12 protein-coding genes are annotated in these 16,507 nt (G+C 68.6%); 9 read left to right on the forward strand and 3 right to left on the reverse strand.

Annotation, left to right across the window (positions count from 1 at the left end; genetic code table 11):
• Positions 1-8 precede the first annotated feature (8 nt).
• Complete coding sequence (locus BR07_RS0108555; RefSeq protein ID WP_051613192.1) at positions 9-1,313, forward strand: M16 family metallopeptidase; 1,305 nt, start codon at positions 9-11, stop codon at positions 1,311-1,313.
• A 6-nt stretch (positions 1,314-1,319) separates the two neighbouring features.
• Here BR07_RS0108555 and BR07_RS0108560 read toward each other — a convergent pair whose 3' ends face one another.
• The 3 genes from BR07_RS0108560 to BR07_RS0108570 form a co-directional block, all read right to left on the reverse strand.
• Positions 1,320-2,402 (reverse strand): fused (3R)-hydroxyacyl-ACP dehydratase subunits HadA/HadB, encoded by a 1,083-nt coding sequence (locus tag BR07_RS0108560; RefSeq protein WP_027505089.1) that lies wholly within the window; start codon positions 2,400-2,402, stop codon positions 1,320-1,322.
• Positions 2,403-2,522: 120 nt separating this feature from the next.
• Entirely contained in the window at positions 2,523-3,692 is a 1,170-nt protein-coding gene (locus BR07_RS0108565) for an NAD(P)/FAD-dependent oxidoreductase (protein WP_051613193.1), read from the reverse strand.
• Entirely contained in the window at positions 3,689-4,018 is a 330-nt protein-coding gene (locus tag BR07_RS0108570; RefSeq protein WP_027505091.1) for a bifunctional 3-phenylpropionate/cinnamic acid dioxygenase ferredoxin subunit, read from the reverse strand. The genes BR07_RS0108565 and BR07_RS0108570 overlap by 4 nt, the downstream gene beginning before the upstream one ends.
• A 212-nt stretch (positions 4,019-4,230) precedes the next feature.
• Here BR07_RS0108570 and BR07_RS0108575 point away from each other — a divergent pair, with 212 nt between their 5' ends.
• The 8 genes from BR07_RS0108575 to BR07_RS0108610 are packed head-to-tail and all read left to right on the forward strand — an operon-like array spanning position 4,231 to position 16,387.
• Entirely contained in the window at positions 4,231-6,705 is a 2,475-nt protein-coding gene (locus tag BR07_RS0108575) for a GcvT family protein (protein WP_027505092.1), read from the forward strand.
• Complete coding sequence (gene solA / locus BR07_RS0108580; RefSeq protein WP_027505093.1) at positions 6,702-7,844, forward strand: N-methyl-L-tryptophan oxidase; 1,143 nt, start codon at positions 6,702-6,704, stop codon at positions 7,842-7,844. The genes BR07_RS0108575 and solA overlap by 4 nt, the downstream gene beginning before the upstream one ends.
• A complete protein-coding gene (locus BR07_RS0108585) occupies positions 7,841-8,998 on the forward strand; it encodes an aromatic ring-hydroxylating oxygenase subunit alpha (RefSeq protein WP_027505094.1) in 1,158 nt (385 codons plus the stop codon). Before solA ends, BR07_RS0108585 begins: the two co-directional genes overlap by 4 nt.
• 23 nt (positions 8,999-9,021) lie before the next feature.
• Positions 9,022-10,551: an aldehyde dehydrogenase family protein gene (locus tag BR07_RS0108590; RefSeq protein WP_051613194.1), complete on the forward strand. Its 1,530-nt coding sequence runs from the start codon at positions 9,022-9,024 to the stop codon at positions 10,549-10,551.
• A 30-nt stretch (positions 10,552-10,581) separates the two neighbouring features.
• Positions 10,582-12,126, forward strand: coding sequence for an APC family permease (locus tag BR07_RS0108595; protein WP_027505096.1), 1,545 nt, complete (start codon positions 10,582-10,584; stop codon positions 12,124-12,126).
• Positions 12,123-13,640 carry a GMC family oxidoreductase gene (locus BR07_RS0108600; RefSeq protein ID WP_027505097.1) on the forward strand — a complete coding sequence of 506 codons (1,518 nt, stop codon included), beginning with the start codon at positions 12,123-12,125 and terminating at the stop codon, positions 13,638-13,640. The genes BR07_RS0108595 and BR07_RS0108600 overlap by 4 nt, the downstream gene beginning before the upstream one ends.
• Entirely contained in the window at positions 13,618-15,522 is a 1,905-nt protein-coding gene (locus BR07_RS0108605) for a DUF294 nucleotidyltransferase-like domain-containing protein (RefSeq protein WP_027505098.1), read from the forward strand. The genes BR07_RS0108600 and BR07_RS0108605 overlap by 23 nt, the downstream gene beginning before the upstream one ends.
• 31 nt (positions 15,523-15,553) lie before the next feature.
• Positions 15,554-16,387, forward strand: a complete 834-nt coding sequence (locus tag BR07_RS0108610) for an IclR family transcriptional regulator (protein ID WP_037185313.1) — start codon at positions 15,554-15,556, stop codon at positions 16,385-16,387.
• The last annotated feature ends 120 nt before the right edge of the window (positions 16,388-16,507 follow it).

The following is a 16,507-nucleotide window of genomic DNA, read 5'->3' on the forward strand; positions in this document are numbered from 1 at the left end:
GCCGCCGTGTGCGTACACCCGAACCGTCCGGCGTCCGCCGCACGGTGTTGCCGGGCGGCGTCCGAGTCGTCACGGAGTTCGTTCCCGGCGTGCGGTCCGCCTCGGTCGGCGTCTGGGTCGCCGTCGGTTCGCGCGACGAGGGCCGCACCGTCGCCGGTGCCGCGCACTTCCTCGAGCACCTGCTGTTCAAGGCCACCCCCACCCGTACGGCTCTGGACATCGCGCAGGTGATGGACGGAGTCGGCGGCGAGCTCAACGCGTTCACGTCCAAGGAGCACACGTGCTTCTACGCGCACGTGCTCGACGAGGACCTGCACCTCGGACTCGACCTGGTGGCGGACGTGGTGCTCCGCGGTCGCTGCCGCGCCGAGGACGTCGATGTCGAACGCCAGGTGGTGCTCGAGGAGATCTCGATGCGCGACGACGACCCCGAGGACCTGCTCGGTGACGCCTTCCTCACCGCGCTGTTCGGTGACCACCCCATCGGTCGTCCCGTCATCGGATCGGTGGAGTCCATCGAGTCCATGACGCGGAATCAGCTGCACTCGTTCCACACTCGGCGCTACACCCCGCCGCGCATGGTGGTGGCGGTCGCCGGCAACGTCGACCACGACGACGTGGTGGCGGGGGTCCGTCGCAGTTTCGCCGACCGGATCGCCGGTGCCGCCGAACCGGCACCGCGGCGTGGGGGAGCGGGCCGCATCACCGCGCGCCCGGCCCTGAGCCTGACGACGCGGGACAGTGAACAGGCGCACCTGTGCCTGGGCGTGCGGGCGTTCGGACGCCACGAGGGTCATCGGTGGGCGTTGTCGGTTCTGAACACCGCCATCGGTGGAGGGCTCAGTTCGCGTCTGTTCCAAGAGATCCGGGAGGAGCGCGGTCTCGCGTACTCGGTGTACTCGTCGGTGGACACGTTCTCCGACACGGGTGCGTTCTCGGTGTACGCCGGATGCCAGCCCGAGAATCTCGGCGAGGTCACCTCGGTGATCCGCGACGTGCTCGCGTCGGTGGCCACCGACGGCATCACAGACGCGGAGTGCGCTCGCGCGAAGGGGAGCATGCGCGGGGGACTGGTTCTCGGACTGGAGGATTCCGGATCGAGAATGAACCGGATCGGTCGCAGCGAGCTCAACTACGGCGACCACAGGTCGGTGGAGGAGACGCTCGCGCGCATCGATCAGGTGACCAACGACGAGGTCCGCGACGTCGCCCGGACCCTGCTGGCGCGGCCCATGGCGGCCGCCGTGGTCGGGCCGTTCTCGAAGGTGACGAAGCTCCCGGCCTCGGTACGCGGAGCCGTGGCCGGGAGCTGAGGCGTCTCAGGCCAGGTGAACGGTGGCCATGGCCTTGTGGCCGAGGATGCGCTTGCCCTTGTAGCGGGCGTCGATGGAGACCACCGCAGTCCGGGTCGCCTCGTCCTTCGACTTCACCGTGCCGTCGATGACGATCTCCGACTTGGACACCGGGTCGACCATGACGGGGCTGGTGAAGCGCACGGTGCAGTCCTTCAGGGCACCCGGGTCGCCGAGCCACTCGGACACGAAGCCGGTGCCGAGGCCCATGGTGAGCATGCCGTGGGCGACGACGGTGTCGAGCTCGAGCAGCGACGCGAAGTGGTCGCTCCAGTGCACGGGGTTGTTGTCGCCGACCACGCCCGCGTAGTTCACGAGATCGCCGCGCGAGAGCAGCACCGTCCTGGTGGGCAGTGCGTCGCCGACCGCCACGTCCTCGAAGCGCCGACGGGCATGGCCGGTGTGCGGGACGACGACGGGCGGGGCGTAGACCGTCTCGAGGTCGTCACCGCCGGGATTGACGTCGGCCACCTCGTCGGAGGTGGACAGGGTGAACATGCCGTTCATGACCATGCCGCGCGCGACGTCCGCGATGCTGTCGTCGCCGTCGTCGGCGCGCCCGATGAGCAGTGTGGTGTACGTGATCTGCGCCAGCTCGTTGCGCTGGTTGGTGATGACGGTCTTGGTCACCATCATGTCGCGGCCGACGACCGTGCGGAAGGAGTCGAGCGAGACGTCGGACGTGAGCCGGTCGCCCGCCAGGATCGGCGCGAAGTACTCGGCATGCTGGTCGGTCTGCAGCATCCGGCTGAGGTCGTATCCGGTGGCGATGCGCTCGAGCAGCTTCTGCTGGGCGATGATGCCGACCAGCGAGAAGAACGTGGGCGGCGCCATCAGCGCCGGATAGCCGACCTCGAGTGCGCCCTCCTCGGTCCAGTGGACCGGATGGAAGTCGCGGACGGCTTTCGCGTACTCCCGCACCTTCTCGCGGCCGACCTCGTAGTAGTCGTCGGCGCGGTAGTGGTAGCCCACCATGTCCAGCGCATGCTGCGCCGGGTCGAACGTGGTGTCGCTCGCGACGGCGTCGGTGGCCAGGATCTCGGCAGTCATGACGGCAACCTATCCCCGGCGACGAGCGCTGTGCAGTGCCAACGGAGTTCTCCGGGCTGATCACAGAAAAGCAACTTCGAGTTTGTTATACGCACCCAATGCTGATCGGCATGCGGAGAATCAGGCCCCGAGGCTCTTCCTCATCCTGGTGAACGATCGGGCGTTGTTCATCGCCAGGACGGCGACGACGTCGTCCGCTCGCTCGTACACGGCGACGAACGAGCCGGCCTCCGGGTCGCCCTCGACCACGCGCACCGAATCGGTCGACTGGCGACGGCCGGCGAACTGGATGCGAGAGCCGTACTGGTCCGACCAGAAGTACGGAACACCGGACGGCGCGGGCTGCGCCCCCACGATCGACCGCGCCACTCGCCGAGCCTGGGTGACCGCGTGCGACCAGTGTTCGCTGCGGTGGTGGTCCTGCAGCACCTCGTCGAACGCGCGAGCGCAGTCCCCGATCGCGTAGACGCCCGGAACGGTGGTGCGGCACTGCGCGTCGGTGACGAAACCGCCGTCGATGGCGAGGCCGGACGCTGCCGCCCACTCCGTGTTGGGGATCGATCCGATTCCGATCACCACGACGTCGGCGGGCAGTACCGTCCCGTCCCCGAGCAGGACGGAGGTGACGGCCCCGTCGCGGCCCTCGAGAGAGTCGACGGCGGCGCCGAGCAGGAGGGTCACGCCGTTCGCACGATGCAGATCGACGCAGACCTCCGCCATCGTCAGGCCGAGCGGGCCGGACAGGGGAGCGGTGGACGCCTCGACGATGGTGACGGAGATGCCGAGGCCGGCGGCCGTGGAGGCCACCTCGGCTCCGATGAATCCCGCGCCGATCACCACCATGGTGGTCGCCGTGGCCAGCGACGAGCGCAGTGCGGCGGCGTCGTCCAACGTGCGCAGCGTGTGAACGCCGCGGAGGTCGTCGGCGCCGAGCAGGGTCCGTGCGCGCGCGCCGGTCGCGATGACGACGACGTCGGCACTCACCTCCCGCCCGTCCGCGAGCTCCACGCTCCGCCCGGTCATGCCGACAGCCGGTGTCCCGAGCACCCAGTCGACGTCGAGCGCATCGGGTTCGGGAACGAGCCACGGGTCGGGAGCCGATCCCTGCAGGAAGGCCTTGGAGAGGGGCGGGCGATCGTACGGCAGGTGGGGCTCGTCGCCGACGACGGTGACGCGACCCGTGAACCCGTCCTCGCGGAGAGCGGTCGCGACGGTCGAGCCCGCGAGCGACGCCCCGACGACCAGGACGGAGTCCACCGTCTCGACGTCGGGCCTGTCGGGGGTCGTCACGAGCCGGGGAGGTCGAGCACGACCGCGCCGTCGACGACGTGCACCGCATAGGTTCGAACGGGAGTCTTCGCCGGTGTGCCCGAGGGCGCGCCGGTCCGCAGATCGAAGCACGACTCGTGGAGCGGGCACTCGACCGCGCAGTTCTCCACCCATCCGTCGGCGAGCGAGGCGTCCTGGTGTGTGCACGTGTCGTCGATCGCGAAGAGGCCCTCCTCGGTGTGGAAGACGGAGATCGCGGTGTGACCCGGCGGGGTGACGGTGGCGACCTCGCCGACGGGGAGGGCCGATGCGGAGCAGACGGCGACGCGATGAACGGTGTCCGGCATGATGCCTCCCGCAAGTGTGACGGTGTTGCGTCGATCGCAACTGTGATCGATCTGCGCAACAGGATGCACCAGGACGATCCACCACGTCAATCGCTGCACCGGTGTGTCGAACCACAGCGTGCCGGGTTGACAGCCCGGCCCGGGGCGTCGAGTCTGTGTTGCGTAAACCACCCATCGTTGCGCTGATCGCAACAGGTCCCAGGGGGACGCTCGTGACACCTCGTATCGTCGTCATCGGCGCCGGCATCGTCGGGACCTCCCTGGCGGACGAACTGACCGCCCGTGGGTGGACTGACGTCACCGTGCTCGACCAGGGGCCGCTGTTCTCCACCGGCGGATCCACCTCGCACGCCCCCGGGCTGGTGTTCCAGACGAATCCCTCGCGCTCCATGGCCCACTTCGCGGCCTACACGGCCGACAAGTTCCGCGCACTCACGCACGACGACGGGCCGTGCTTCGACACGCTCGGCGGCCTCGAGATCGCGACGACCGAAGCTCGGTGGACGGATCTGCAACGCAAGGCCGGGTGGGCGCGCTCGTGGGGCATCGAGGGACAGCTCGTCGACGCCGCGGCCGCAGCGGCTCTGCACCCGCTCGTGGACCCGGACGTCGTGCTCGGCGCGTTCCACACTCCGAGCGACGGTCTCGCCCGGGCGGTGCGGGCCGCCGAGATGCAGGCGCGTGCGGCGCAGGCCCGCGGGGCGGTGTTCCGGGGGGACAGTCCGGTGACCGAGATCCTCCAGGCGAGTGGACGTGTGACGGGAGTGCGGACCCCGCACGGCGACGTGCCGGCGGACATCGTCGTGTCGGCCGCGGGCTTCTGGGGTGCCGAGCTCGGGCGCACGGTGGGACTCACGGTTCCCCTGGTCCCGATGGCGCACCAGTACGCCTACACCGGACAGATCGAGGCGCTGGTCGGCCGGAACACCGGTGCGACGGACGCGAGTCTGCCGATCCTTCGTCACCAGGACGGCGACCTCTACTACCGGGAGCACGGGGATCGTCTCGGTATCGGCTACTACGGCCACGACCCGATGCCCGCGGACATGGGCGCGCTGTCGTGGGACGCGGACGGTGACGCGTCGTCCGTGGCGCCCGCACCGATGCCGTCGATGCTGCCGTTCACCGAGGACGATTTCGCGCCGGCCTGGCGTGAGTCCGCGAGAGTGCTTCCGGCGCTGCGGGAGTCGAAGGTCGAATCCGGATTCAACGGCATCTTCTCCTTCACTCCCGACGGTCACTCGATCGTCGGGGAGCACCGGGATCTGGCCGGCTTCTGGGTGGCGGAGGCGGTGTGGGTGACGCACTCCGCCGGTATCGCGCGCGCTCTCGCCCAGACCCTGATCGACGGCGCCTCGGAGATCGACCTCCACGAGTCCGATCTGTATCGCTTCGAATCGGTCGAGCGCAGTCCCGCCTTCATCGCCGCCACCAGCGCCCAGGCGTTCGTGGAGGTGTACGACATCGTGCACCCCCGCCAGCAGCGCACGGCGCTGCGAGGACTGCGGCGCAGCCCGTTCCACGCCGCGGAGGTCGCGCTGGACGCCCGCTTCGTCCAGGGCGGAGGCTGGGAGCGCCCCGCCTGGTACGAGAGCAACGCGGGCGAACTCGCGGCGCTCCTCGAGACCGGGTTCCACCTTCCGGTCCGCGACGAGTGGTCCGCGCGTCACTTCTCCGACATCGCCGTGGCCGAGGCCGCGGTGACGCGGAGCCGGGTCGCGATGTACGACATGACACCGCTCACCCGGTACGACGTGGAGGGACCCGGCGCAGCCCACTTCCTGCAGCACCTCACCACCAACGACGTGGACACCGCGATCGGCCGTGTCACCTACACGCTGATGCTCGACGAGAGAGGCGGGATCCGCAGCGACCTCACGGTCGCGCGACTCGGCGCCGATCACTATCGCGTCGGAGCGAACGGTCCACTCGACCTCGATGCGATGCTGCGCCGCGCCAGGGCGGGAACGCCCGACGGTCCGGTGACGGTGCGGGACGTCACCGGAGCGACGTGTTGTGTCGGAGTGTGGGGTCCCCGTGCCCGCGCGATGGTGGCACCGCTGGCCGACGCGGACCTCGGACACAAGGCCTTCGGCTACTTCCGCGCCGTGCGGACGTACCTCGGTGCGATTCCCGTGATCATGATGCGGGTGTCGTACGTCGGCGAACTCGGGTGGGAGATCTACACCGACGCCGAGTACGGCGGCGCCCTGTGGGACCTGTTGTGGGAGGCCGGGTCCGACCACGGGGTGATCGCTGCCGGCCGGCTCGCGTTCGACAGCCTGCGACTCGAGAAGGGGTACCGCGCGTGGGGGCACGACATGACCTCCGAGGACATCCCGGCCGACGCGGGCGTCGAGTTCGCCGTCAAAGGCGCCACGGACTTCGTCGGTCGGTCGGCCCTGGCCGCTCGGCCCGCGACGCGACGGCTGCGGACCCTCGTGTTCGACGACCCGGACGCCGTGGTGCTCGGGAAGGAGCCGGTCTCGCTCGACGGCACGGTCGTCGGGTACGTCACGAGCGCGGGATGGTCGGCGACCCTCGGGCGGTGCGTCGCGTACGCCTGGCTTCCGCTGGACACTCCACTCGGCACCGCGGTGTCGGTGACCTACTTCGCCGCCGCACTGGGTGCGACGGTGTCCGACGACGCGGTCGTCGATCCCGCCGGACAGCTGATCAGGAGATGAGCCACGTGAGCTACGACGTCATCGTCATCGGACTCGGCGGCATGGGCAGCGCCGCCGCCTTCCATCTGGCCGACCGCGGACAGCGGGTGCTGGGGCTCGAGAAATTCACTCCCGCCCACGACAAGGGATCGAGCCACGGCGGATCGCGGATCATCCGGCAGTCCTACTTCGAGGACCCGGCCTACGTCCCGCTCCTCCTGCGGTCCTACGAACTGTGGGACGAACTGAGGAGCATGTCCGGCAAAGAGGTGCATCGGATCACCGGAGGACTGTTCCTCGGGCGCGAGAGCTCGGTGACGTTCTCGGGCTCGCTGCTGGCGTCACGGCAATGGTCGCTGCCGCACGAGATCCTGGATGCCGCGCAGGTGCGCGAGGCGTTCCCCACCTTCGATCCCGACCCCGACGAGGTGGCACTGTTCGAGGCGGCCGCGGGTTTCGCGAGGCCTGAACTCACCGTTCAGGCCCATCTGGACCTCGCCGAGAACCGCGGTGCGACATTGCAGTTCGGTGAGACGGTGCTCGGCTGGGAGGAGTCGGGGGACGGCGTCACCGTCACCACCGACAAGGGAACCCACACGGCGGGCCAGGTGGTGATCTGCCCCGGTGCCTGGGCGCCGCAGTTGCTCGAGCAGTTCGCGGTACCGATCGTCGTCGAGCGCCAGGTACTGCACTGGTTCGGCGCGAGCGCCGGTACCGCCGCGTACGAGAACAATCCGATCTTCATCCACGAGGCCGCGGACGGTATGCAGGACTACGGGTTCCCGGCGATCGACGGTCCCGACGGCGGCGTCAAGGTGGCCTTCTTCCGCAAGGGCATCGAGTGCACGCCGGACACCATCGACCGTACGGTGCACCCGCACGAGATCGAGGCGATGCAGACCCGGGTGCGGCAGACGGTGCCCGGCCTCGACGGGCCGAGCGTGCACTCCGCGACGTGCATGTACTCCAACACTCCGGACGAGCACTTCGTCATCGCGCGGCACCCCGACGCCACCAACGTCACCGTCGCGTGCGGGTTCTCCGGCCACGGTTTCAAGTTCGTGCCCGTCGTCGGTGAGATCCTGGCCGACCTCGCGACCACCGGGACGACCGCGCACCCCATCACCCTCTTCGATCCCCGCCGATTGGTGACCGTATGACAAGCGCCGCGCCCCGCACTCAGTCGCTGATCCCCACTCTCCCCGGATCCTGGTACACCAGCGCGGAGACGTTTCTGGCCGAGCAGGAGCACGTGTTCGAGACGATGTGGTTCTGCGCCGTCCGCAGTGCCGATCTCTCGGCACCCGGCGCCTTCCGCCGCGTCGACGTGGGCCGCGAGAGCGTGCTGGTGGTGCGCGGGCGTGACGGGGCTCTGCGCGCGTTCCTCAACGTGTGCCGTCACCGCGGCGCACAGATCTGCACGGAGGAGTCGGGCCAGGTCAAGCGTAATCTGCAGTGTCCGTACCACGCCTGGACGTACGGGCTGGACGGGAAGCTCGTGGCCGCTCCCAATCTGTCCGCGTTGTCGGACGGGTCCGGTGCCCCGCTCGACCGTACGGAGTGGGGTCTGATCCCCGTCGCGCTCCGGGAGTGGCTCGGCTACGCGTGGCTGTGCCTTGCGGACGAGCCGCCGACCTTCGAGGACGAGGTGATCGGCGCGGTCACCGAGCGGCTCGGCGACCCGACGGCCATCGACCGGTACGACATGCCGTCTCTCGAACTCGGTCGCCGCGAGGTCTACGACGTGGCGGCCAACTGGAAGCTGATCGTCGAGAACTTCATGGAGTGCTATCACTGCGCCACGATCCACCCGGAGCTGACCGAGGTACTCCCCGAGTTCGCGGACGGGCTCGCGGCCCAGTACTTCGTCGGCCACGGTGCGGAGTTCGGCGCGGAGATCGACGGATTCACCGTGGACGGGTCCGCGGGGTTCGGCGCCCTGCCGACGCTCTCGGAGGATCAGGACCGGCGGTACTACGCCATCACGATCAAGCCGACCGTCTTCGTCAACCTGGTTCCCGACCACGTGATCCTGCACCGCATGTACCCGGTGTCCGCGGACCGCACCGTCGTCGAGTGCGACTGGCTGTACACGCGGGACGTCGTCGAGTCCGGCCGCGACGTCAGCCGATCGGTCGAGTTGTTCCATCGCGTCAACGTGCAGGATTTCGACGCATGTGAGCGAACCCAACCGGCGATGAGCTCACGGGCATACCGTGACGGTGGCGTTCTGGTGCCGGCCGAGCATCACATCGGGCTCTTCCACGACTGGCTGGCGGAACGCCTGCGGGAGGACGGGCGCCTGCAGGGGTGACCGATCGGTGAAAGGGTGGGGCAGTGAATCAACAGACCGAGCACGACGTCGATCCGACACTGTTCGAGCGCGTTCTCCTCATCGGGGGTGAGTGGGTTCCTGCCACCTCGGGGGAGACCCGAGACTGCATCGACCCCGCGACCGGTCGCGTCCTGGTGTCGGTCGACGAGGCCTCGCCGGACGACGCCCGCGCCGCCGTCGCCGCGGCCCGTGCCACCTTCGATCGCGGCGACTGGCCCGCCACCCCGGTCGCGGAACGCTGTGCGGTGCTCGACCGCGTGGCGGATCTCCTGCAGCGCGACAAGGAGCGACTGTCGGTCATCGAGACCCTCGACACCGGGAAGACGTTGGCGGAGAGCCGCATCGACATCGACGACGTCACCTCGGTGTTCCGGTACTACGCTCAGCTCGCCGCCGTTTCGAGCGATCGTCTCGTCGACGTGGGTGATCCTGCGGTCATCTCGCGCGTGGTGCACGAGCCGATCGGTGTCTGCGTGATGATCGCGCCCTGGAACTACCCTCTGCTGCAGATCTCGTGGAAGATCGCGCCTGCGCTGGCTGCCGGCTGCACGATGGTGCTCAAGCCGAGCGAGGTCACCCCGCTGAGCACCATCGCGTTCACCCACCTGCTGGAGGAAGCGGGGGTGCCGGACGGTGTCGTCAATCTGGTGCAGGGCAGCGGCGCGACCATCGGGCCGGCGCTCACGGACAATCCGGACGTCGACTTCGTGTCGTTCACCGGTGGACTGGCGACCGGCAGCGCGATCCTCGCAAGTGCCGCGCCGCACGTGACCAAGGTGGCGGTGGAACTCGGGGGCAAGAATCCGCACATCGTGTTCGCGGACGCCGCCGACGAGGACACGTTCGACGCCTCCGTCGACCAGGTGCTCACCGGCGTCTTCCTGCACTCCGGCCAGGTGTGTTCGGCCGGAACACGTCTCATCGTCGAGGACTCGGTGGCGGATCGGTTCGTCGACGAGATCGTGCGCCGCGCCGAAGCCATCCGGATGGGACCGGGAACGGACCCGTCCAGCGAGACGGGACCACTGGTCTCCACGACTCAGCGCGACAAGATGGAGGCGTTCGTCGAGACCGCCCTCGCGGAGGGTGCAGTTCTGCGCACGGGCGGCCGCGCACCGTCCGATCCGGCTCTGGCGGACGGAAGTTACTTCCTGCCCACGGTGTTCGACCACTGCTCTCGTGAGATGGACATCGTGCAGCTCGAGACGTTCGGGCCCATACTGACCGTCGAACGGTTCACCACAGAGGAAGAGGCACTGCGACTGGGCAACGACACGGACTACGGTCTCGCGGCCGGTGTGCGCACCACCGATCCCGAACGCGGCGAACGCATGGTGCGCGGGCTGCGACACGGAACCGTGTGGCTCAACGACTTCGGGTACTACACGGCCGCGGCCGAGTGGGGCGGTTTCAAGAAGTCGGGCAACGGGCGCGAACTCGGGCCCGCGGGACTCCACGAGTACCAGGAGACCAAGCACATCTGGAACAACACCGCGGCACCTCGGGCGGAGTGGTTCGGCACCACCAGCTAGTTTCTTCCATTCTCACGTGAGCGAGGCGACATGGTGTCTTCCACTTCCGACGTCGAGGACGGCGGTCTCGGCGATTTCGGATACAAGGAATCTCTCGACCGAAGTCTGGGCAAGTTCGCGAGTTTCGCGGCCGGCGTCAGCTACATCTCGATCCTGACCGGCACGTTCCAGCTGTTCTACTTCGGATTCGGGTCCGCCGGCCCGGCTTATCTGTGGTCCTGGCCCATCGTCTTCGTCGGGCAGATGGCCGTGGCGCTGTGTTTCATGGAACTCGCGGCCAAGTATCCGGTGGCGGGCTCGGTCTACAACTGGGCGAAGCTGCTCGGCAGCCGCATCGTCGGATGGTCGTCGGGGTGGCTCATGCTCACCGCGTCGATCGTCACGTTGTCGGCGGTGGTGCTCGCCCTGCAGGTGAACCTGCCTCGGTTGTGGTCCGGCTTCCAGCTCATCGGGGACGGCACGGGGGAGTACGACTACGCCACCAATGCCGTCGTTCTCGGCACCATCATGATCGCGTTCACGACTCTGGTGAACGCCGCGGGCATCCGGTTGATGGCGCGGATCAACAGTGCCGGCGTCTTCATCGAACTCGTCGCGGCCGTGCTCATCGCCGTGATCCTGGCGTTCAACATTCAGCGCGGCCCGGAGATCTTCTTCTCCACCAACGGGTACGGAACCGAGGAGAGTGCCGGGTACCTGGGCGCGTTCCTCGTGGCGTCGCTGGCGTCGGGCTACGTGATGTACGGCTTCGACACGGCGAGCTCGCTCGGTGAGGAGACCGTCGAACCGCGGCGTACCGCCCCCAAGGCGATCCTGCGGGCCATCCTCGCGTCGTTCGTCATCGGCGGCGCCATCCTCGTGTTCGCCGTCATGGCGGCGCCGGATCTGAACGATCCCGAGCTGGGCACGCCGCAGGGTGGACTGCAGTCCATCGTCACCTCGGTGCTGTCCGGACCCCTGGGAACGGTGTTCCTGATCTGCATCCTGGTGGCCGTCACGGTGTGCTCGCTCGCGGTGCACACGGCGGCGATCCGCCTCACCTTCGCGATGGCGCGCGACAACGCGCTGCCGTTCGGCGAGCGGCTGGCCACCGTGCATCCGAAGTACCAGACGCCCGTGGTGCCCGCCGTCGTGATCGGTCTGCTCTCGATCCTGATCCTGGTGATCAACGTGGGGCAGCCCAAGATCTTCACGGTGCTCACGTCGATCGCGATCATCATGATCTACCTGGCGTATCTGATGGTCACGGGACCGCTCTTGAAGAAGCGACTGAAGGGCGAATGGCCGCCGAAGGACCTGAAGGAGGGTGGCTACTTCACGATGGGTCGCTGGGGTCTGCCCGTCAACATCTTTGCGGTCGTGTGGGGCGCCGGCATGGCGCTGAATCTGGCGTGGCCGCGCGAAGCCGTCTACGGGACACCCTGGTACAACACCTGGGGTGCGTTCGTCTACATCGGTGTCATCCTCGGGCTCGGCTATCTGTGGTACTTCACCGTCGGTCGCGGACACATCGGTACGTTGACGTCACACGCAGCGACCACCACAGCGGGTACGGCGGAAGGCGAGAAGGTATGACGGACGCGATCTTCGATTACGTCATCGCGGGCGGCGGAACTGCGGGATGTGTTCTCGCCGCACGCCTCAGCGAGGATCCCACCGTGACCGTGTGTCTGGTCGAGGCGGGACCCACGGACGTCGGGAACGACGACATCCTGGTGCTCGACCGGTGGATGCATCTGCTCGACTCCGGCTACGACTGGGACTATCCCGTCGAGCCGCAGGAACGCGGCAACAGCTTCATGCGCCACGCGCGGGCGAAGGTGTTGGGCGGCTGCTCGTCTCACAACTCGTGCATCGCGTTCCATCCACCGGCCGGAATCCTGGACGACTGGGAGGCCATGGGCGCCACGGGCTGGAACGCCGAGTCGATCCTCCCGTACGTCTCGCGCGTCACCGGACCGGTGACGCTGCGGGACGTTCCGCCACTCGATCCGTGTGGTGCCGCCGTCCTCGAGTCCGCGGCCGGCGTGGGACTGCCGACCGTGCAGTTCAATCGCGGTGAGACGGTGCTCAACGGGGCCGGCTGGTTCCAGATCAACTCGTCCGACGACGGGTTGCGCATGTCCACCTCGCACGCGTACCTGCATCCGATCATGGCGACGCGCCCCAATCTCGAGGTCCGCACGGGCTGCTGGGTCAGCGAGATCGTCATCGACGACTCGCTCACGGCCACCGGAGTGCGGTATCAGCGTCCTGATCTGACGGGGCACGACGTCGTCTCCGCACGCCGTGAGGTCATCGTCACCGCGGGTGCGATCGACACTCCGAAACTGTTGATGCTGTCGGGAATCGGGCCCTCGGTGCACCTGCGCGAGATGGGGATTCCGGTGCGTGTCGACTCGGCGGGCGTCGGCGCGAACCTCGACGACCACGTCGAGGGCCTGGTGTTCTGGGAGGCGTCGAAGCCGATGGTCACCACGTCGTCGCAGTGGTGGGAGATCGGCCTGTTCGCCACGACCGAGGACGATCTGACGTATCCGGACGTGATGATGCACTACGGCAGCGTGCCGTTCGACATGAACACCCTGCGCTGGGGCTACCCCACCACGGACAACGGCTTCTGCCTGACTCCCAATGTGACACAGGGCCGTTCACGCGGAACCGTCCGACTGCGCTCACGCGATTTCCGTGATCGCGCCAAGGTCGACCCGCGGTACTTCACCGACAGCGAGGGGCACGACGACCGCGTGATGCTCGCGGGTCTCAAGCTCGCTCGACGCATCGCCGACCAGCCGCAGCTGAAGGACTGGATCGCCCGCGAGTTGGCGCCGGGGCCGGACGCCGTCACCGACGACGATCTCCTCGACTACGTGCATCGCACTCACAACACCGTGTATCACCCGGCCGGCACCGCGAAGATGGGTGCCGCGTCGGATCCGATGGCGGTGCTCGATCCCGAATTGCGCGTCAAGGGCGTGCACAATCTGCGGGTGGTCGATGCGTCGGCGATGCCGAAGCTGCCGGCGGTGAACCCGAACATCACGGTGATGACGATGGCGGAACGGTGTGCCGACCTCGTCACCGGCTGACACGCTCGCAGAATTCCTCGCCGGTCACTCTCCGTTCGACTCGCTGACCAGAAGCGATCTCGCCGATCTGGCGGCGACGGCGTCCACCGCCGCGTACGCGGCGGGCGACGTCGTGGTCGGACCGGGCGTCGACGACATCGACGCGGTGTGGGTGGTGTGGTCCGGCAGCGTCGACCTGCTGCACCCCGACGACGTCGACGGCGCCGCGCCGCTCGACACGATCGAGCCGGGTGGGCTGTTCGGCTTCTCGGCCATGCTCGTCGGTCTGCGCACGACCTTCACGGCGACGGCGGCGCGGCCGTCGGTCGTCGTGCGCCTGCCGGGTCCGTCCGTGCGACCGGTGTTCGCGAGCCCCGCGGGCGTGACGTACCTGGCTCGCACGATCGCGCAGTCCTTCGGCGGCCGGTCCATCGCCTCACCGAGTCCCGACGGCGCCGGTCTGTCGGCGGCGCCCGGCGGCACCGCGGCCGCCCTCGTGCGTCGTGCGGCGGCGACCGTGGACGCCGACACCTCGATCCGCGACGCGGTCTGCCTGATGACGGAGCGCGGGTCGTCGTGCGTGGTGATCCCGACGACGCGGGGCCGGTACGGCATCTTCACCGATCGAGACCTGCGGACGCGGGTGGTCGCCGCCGGTGTGCCGGTGGACACACGGATCGGATCCGTCATGACAGTGCCCGCGGCCGTGGTGGACGCGGACCGGACGACCACCGGCGTCCTGCTCGAGATGCTCGAGCTCGGCGTGCAACACATGCCGGTCGTCGATGTCCGGGGCGGTCTGGTCGGTGTCCTCGAGAGCGCCGATCTGCTGGCCAACTCGACCACCCGCAGCTTCTCGTTGCGTCGGCACGTCGAGGCAGCCGTGTCCACCGACGCGTTGATCGAGGTGAGTGCGGGTCTGCGTCCGCTGATCGTCGACCTGTGGCGCACCGGGACCACCGCGGGGGCCGCGTCCGGGATCCTGTCCGTGGTGGTGGACGCCCTCGTCCGTCGTGCCGTGGAGCTGGCGATCGCGGCATCGCCGACCCCGCTGCGCGGCCGAGATCTCGCGTGGTTGTCGCTGGGAAGCGTCGGACGACGGGAGGCGATGCCGTCGTCCGACGTCGACAGCGCGTTGTCGTGGAGCGACGGTCTCGCCGGCCGAGAGGAGGCGCTCCGCGACCTCGCTCGCGCCGTGCACCGCACGCTCGACGCCTGCGGACTGCCCGCCGACACCAACAACGCGATCGCGTCCAGCCCCCGCTTCGCCCGATCGGCCTCCGCGTGGCGCGCGGCCGCGAGCGGCTGGCTCGACGACCCCCTGGGCGATCGCGGCATCGTCATGTCCTCGCTCCTGGTCGACGGCCGGGTGGTGTGGGGCGATCCCGATCTCCACTCGGTTCCGGACGCGTACCGCGAGATGGCCGTCGAGCATCCCGAGGCGCTGCGGCTCCAGCTCCGCGATGCGCTGGCCACCCGAGCACGGGTGCGGTCGGTGCGGGACGTGCTCGCGCGGCGCGGTACGACGGTGGATCTCAAGTCGCACGCGGTGTCGCCGATCGTGAACCTGGCGCGGTGGGGCGGTATGAGTGTCGGCGTCGCCTGCGCGTCGACACCCGCCCGGCTGACCGCGGCGGCGGGCAACGGATTGCTGTCGGAACTGGACTCACGCGTGCTCGTCGACGTGTTCGAGCGGCTGCAGCACCTGCGTTTCGGCCATCAGGTGAACTGCCTGAGCGACGGGCGCACCCCGACGGACGTCGTGGCCCTCGGTGAGCTGACACCCCTCGAGCGCAGCATGGTGATGGACGCGATGCGGGAGATCGCGTCGGTCCAGCGCAGGGTGGGCCACGTGGCGTCCACCGTCGGTGTCCCCGTGCCCCGCGCGGTGCGCGACCGCTGACACCCGGTGCCGGATAGAATCGGACACCATCATGGCTTCTTCCGAGATCTCCGTGTCCGACACGTCCGGCACCGACGACGGCGACGACGCGGGCAGAGCGGTGACGCGCGGTACCGCGGTGCAGTCGGTCGACCGCGCTCTCGAGGTCCTCGAGATCGTCGCTCGACTCGGGACGGCCGGTGTCACGGCCATCGCCGACGAACTCGGGGTGCACAAGTCCACCGTCTCGCGGCTGCTGGGGGTGTTGGACGCCCGCGGCTTCGTGGAGCAGGTGGGTGAACGGGGCAAGTACCGGCTGGGGTTCACCATCGTCCGCCTCGCCGGGTCCGCGACGGCCGAACGCGACCTCGCGAAGGCAGCGCAGGGCATCTGCGACATGTTGGCCGAGAAGGTGGGGGAGACCACCAACCTCGCGGTGCTCGACGAGGACCGCGCCGTGAACATCGTCAAGGCTCGGTCCGAGTCCGAGGTCGCGCTGCGTACGTGGGTGGGCCAGGGCAGCCCGGTCCACGCCACGTCGAGCGGGAAGATTCTCCTCAGCGGACTGTCGCGGGACGAGGTACGTCGGCGCCTCCCGTCCCGGTTGGACTCCTTCACGGAGACCACGGTGACCTCGTCGACCGCGCTGGAGCAGGAGCTCGAGGCGGTGCGCTCGCGGGGCTGGGCCTCAGTGCGTGAGGAACTCGAGATCGGTCTGAACGCGGTGTCCGCGCCCGTGCGTGACCACACCGGGGACGTCGTGGCTGCGCTCAGCGTCTCGGGTCCGGCCTACCGGCTCGAACCGGACGACTTCGCGTCCGTCGCGGCGGACGCGATGAGTGCGGCCCTCGAGATCAGCCGCAAGCTGGGATACGGCGGCGACTGACACCGTGACTTCTCACAGTCTCGGGGGTGAGTGTTACGAATGGAAACATACTTCAGGTATGGTTATGGAGTCCTTGACCTGATCGCCGATAGTTTCCTCGGCAGTTGGCGGTGTTGCGGT

The organism is Rhodococcus sp. UNC23MFCrub1.1, from assembly GCF_000686025.1.
GTDB lineage: Bacteria > Actinomycetota > Actinomycetes > Mycobacteriales > Mycobacteriaceae > Rhodococcoides.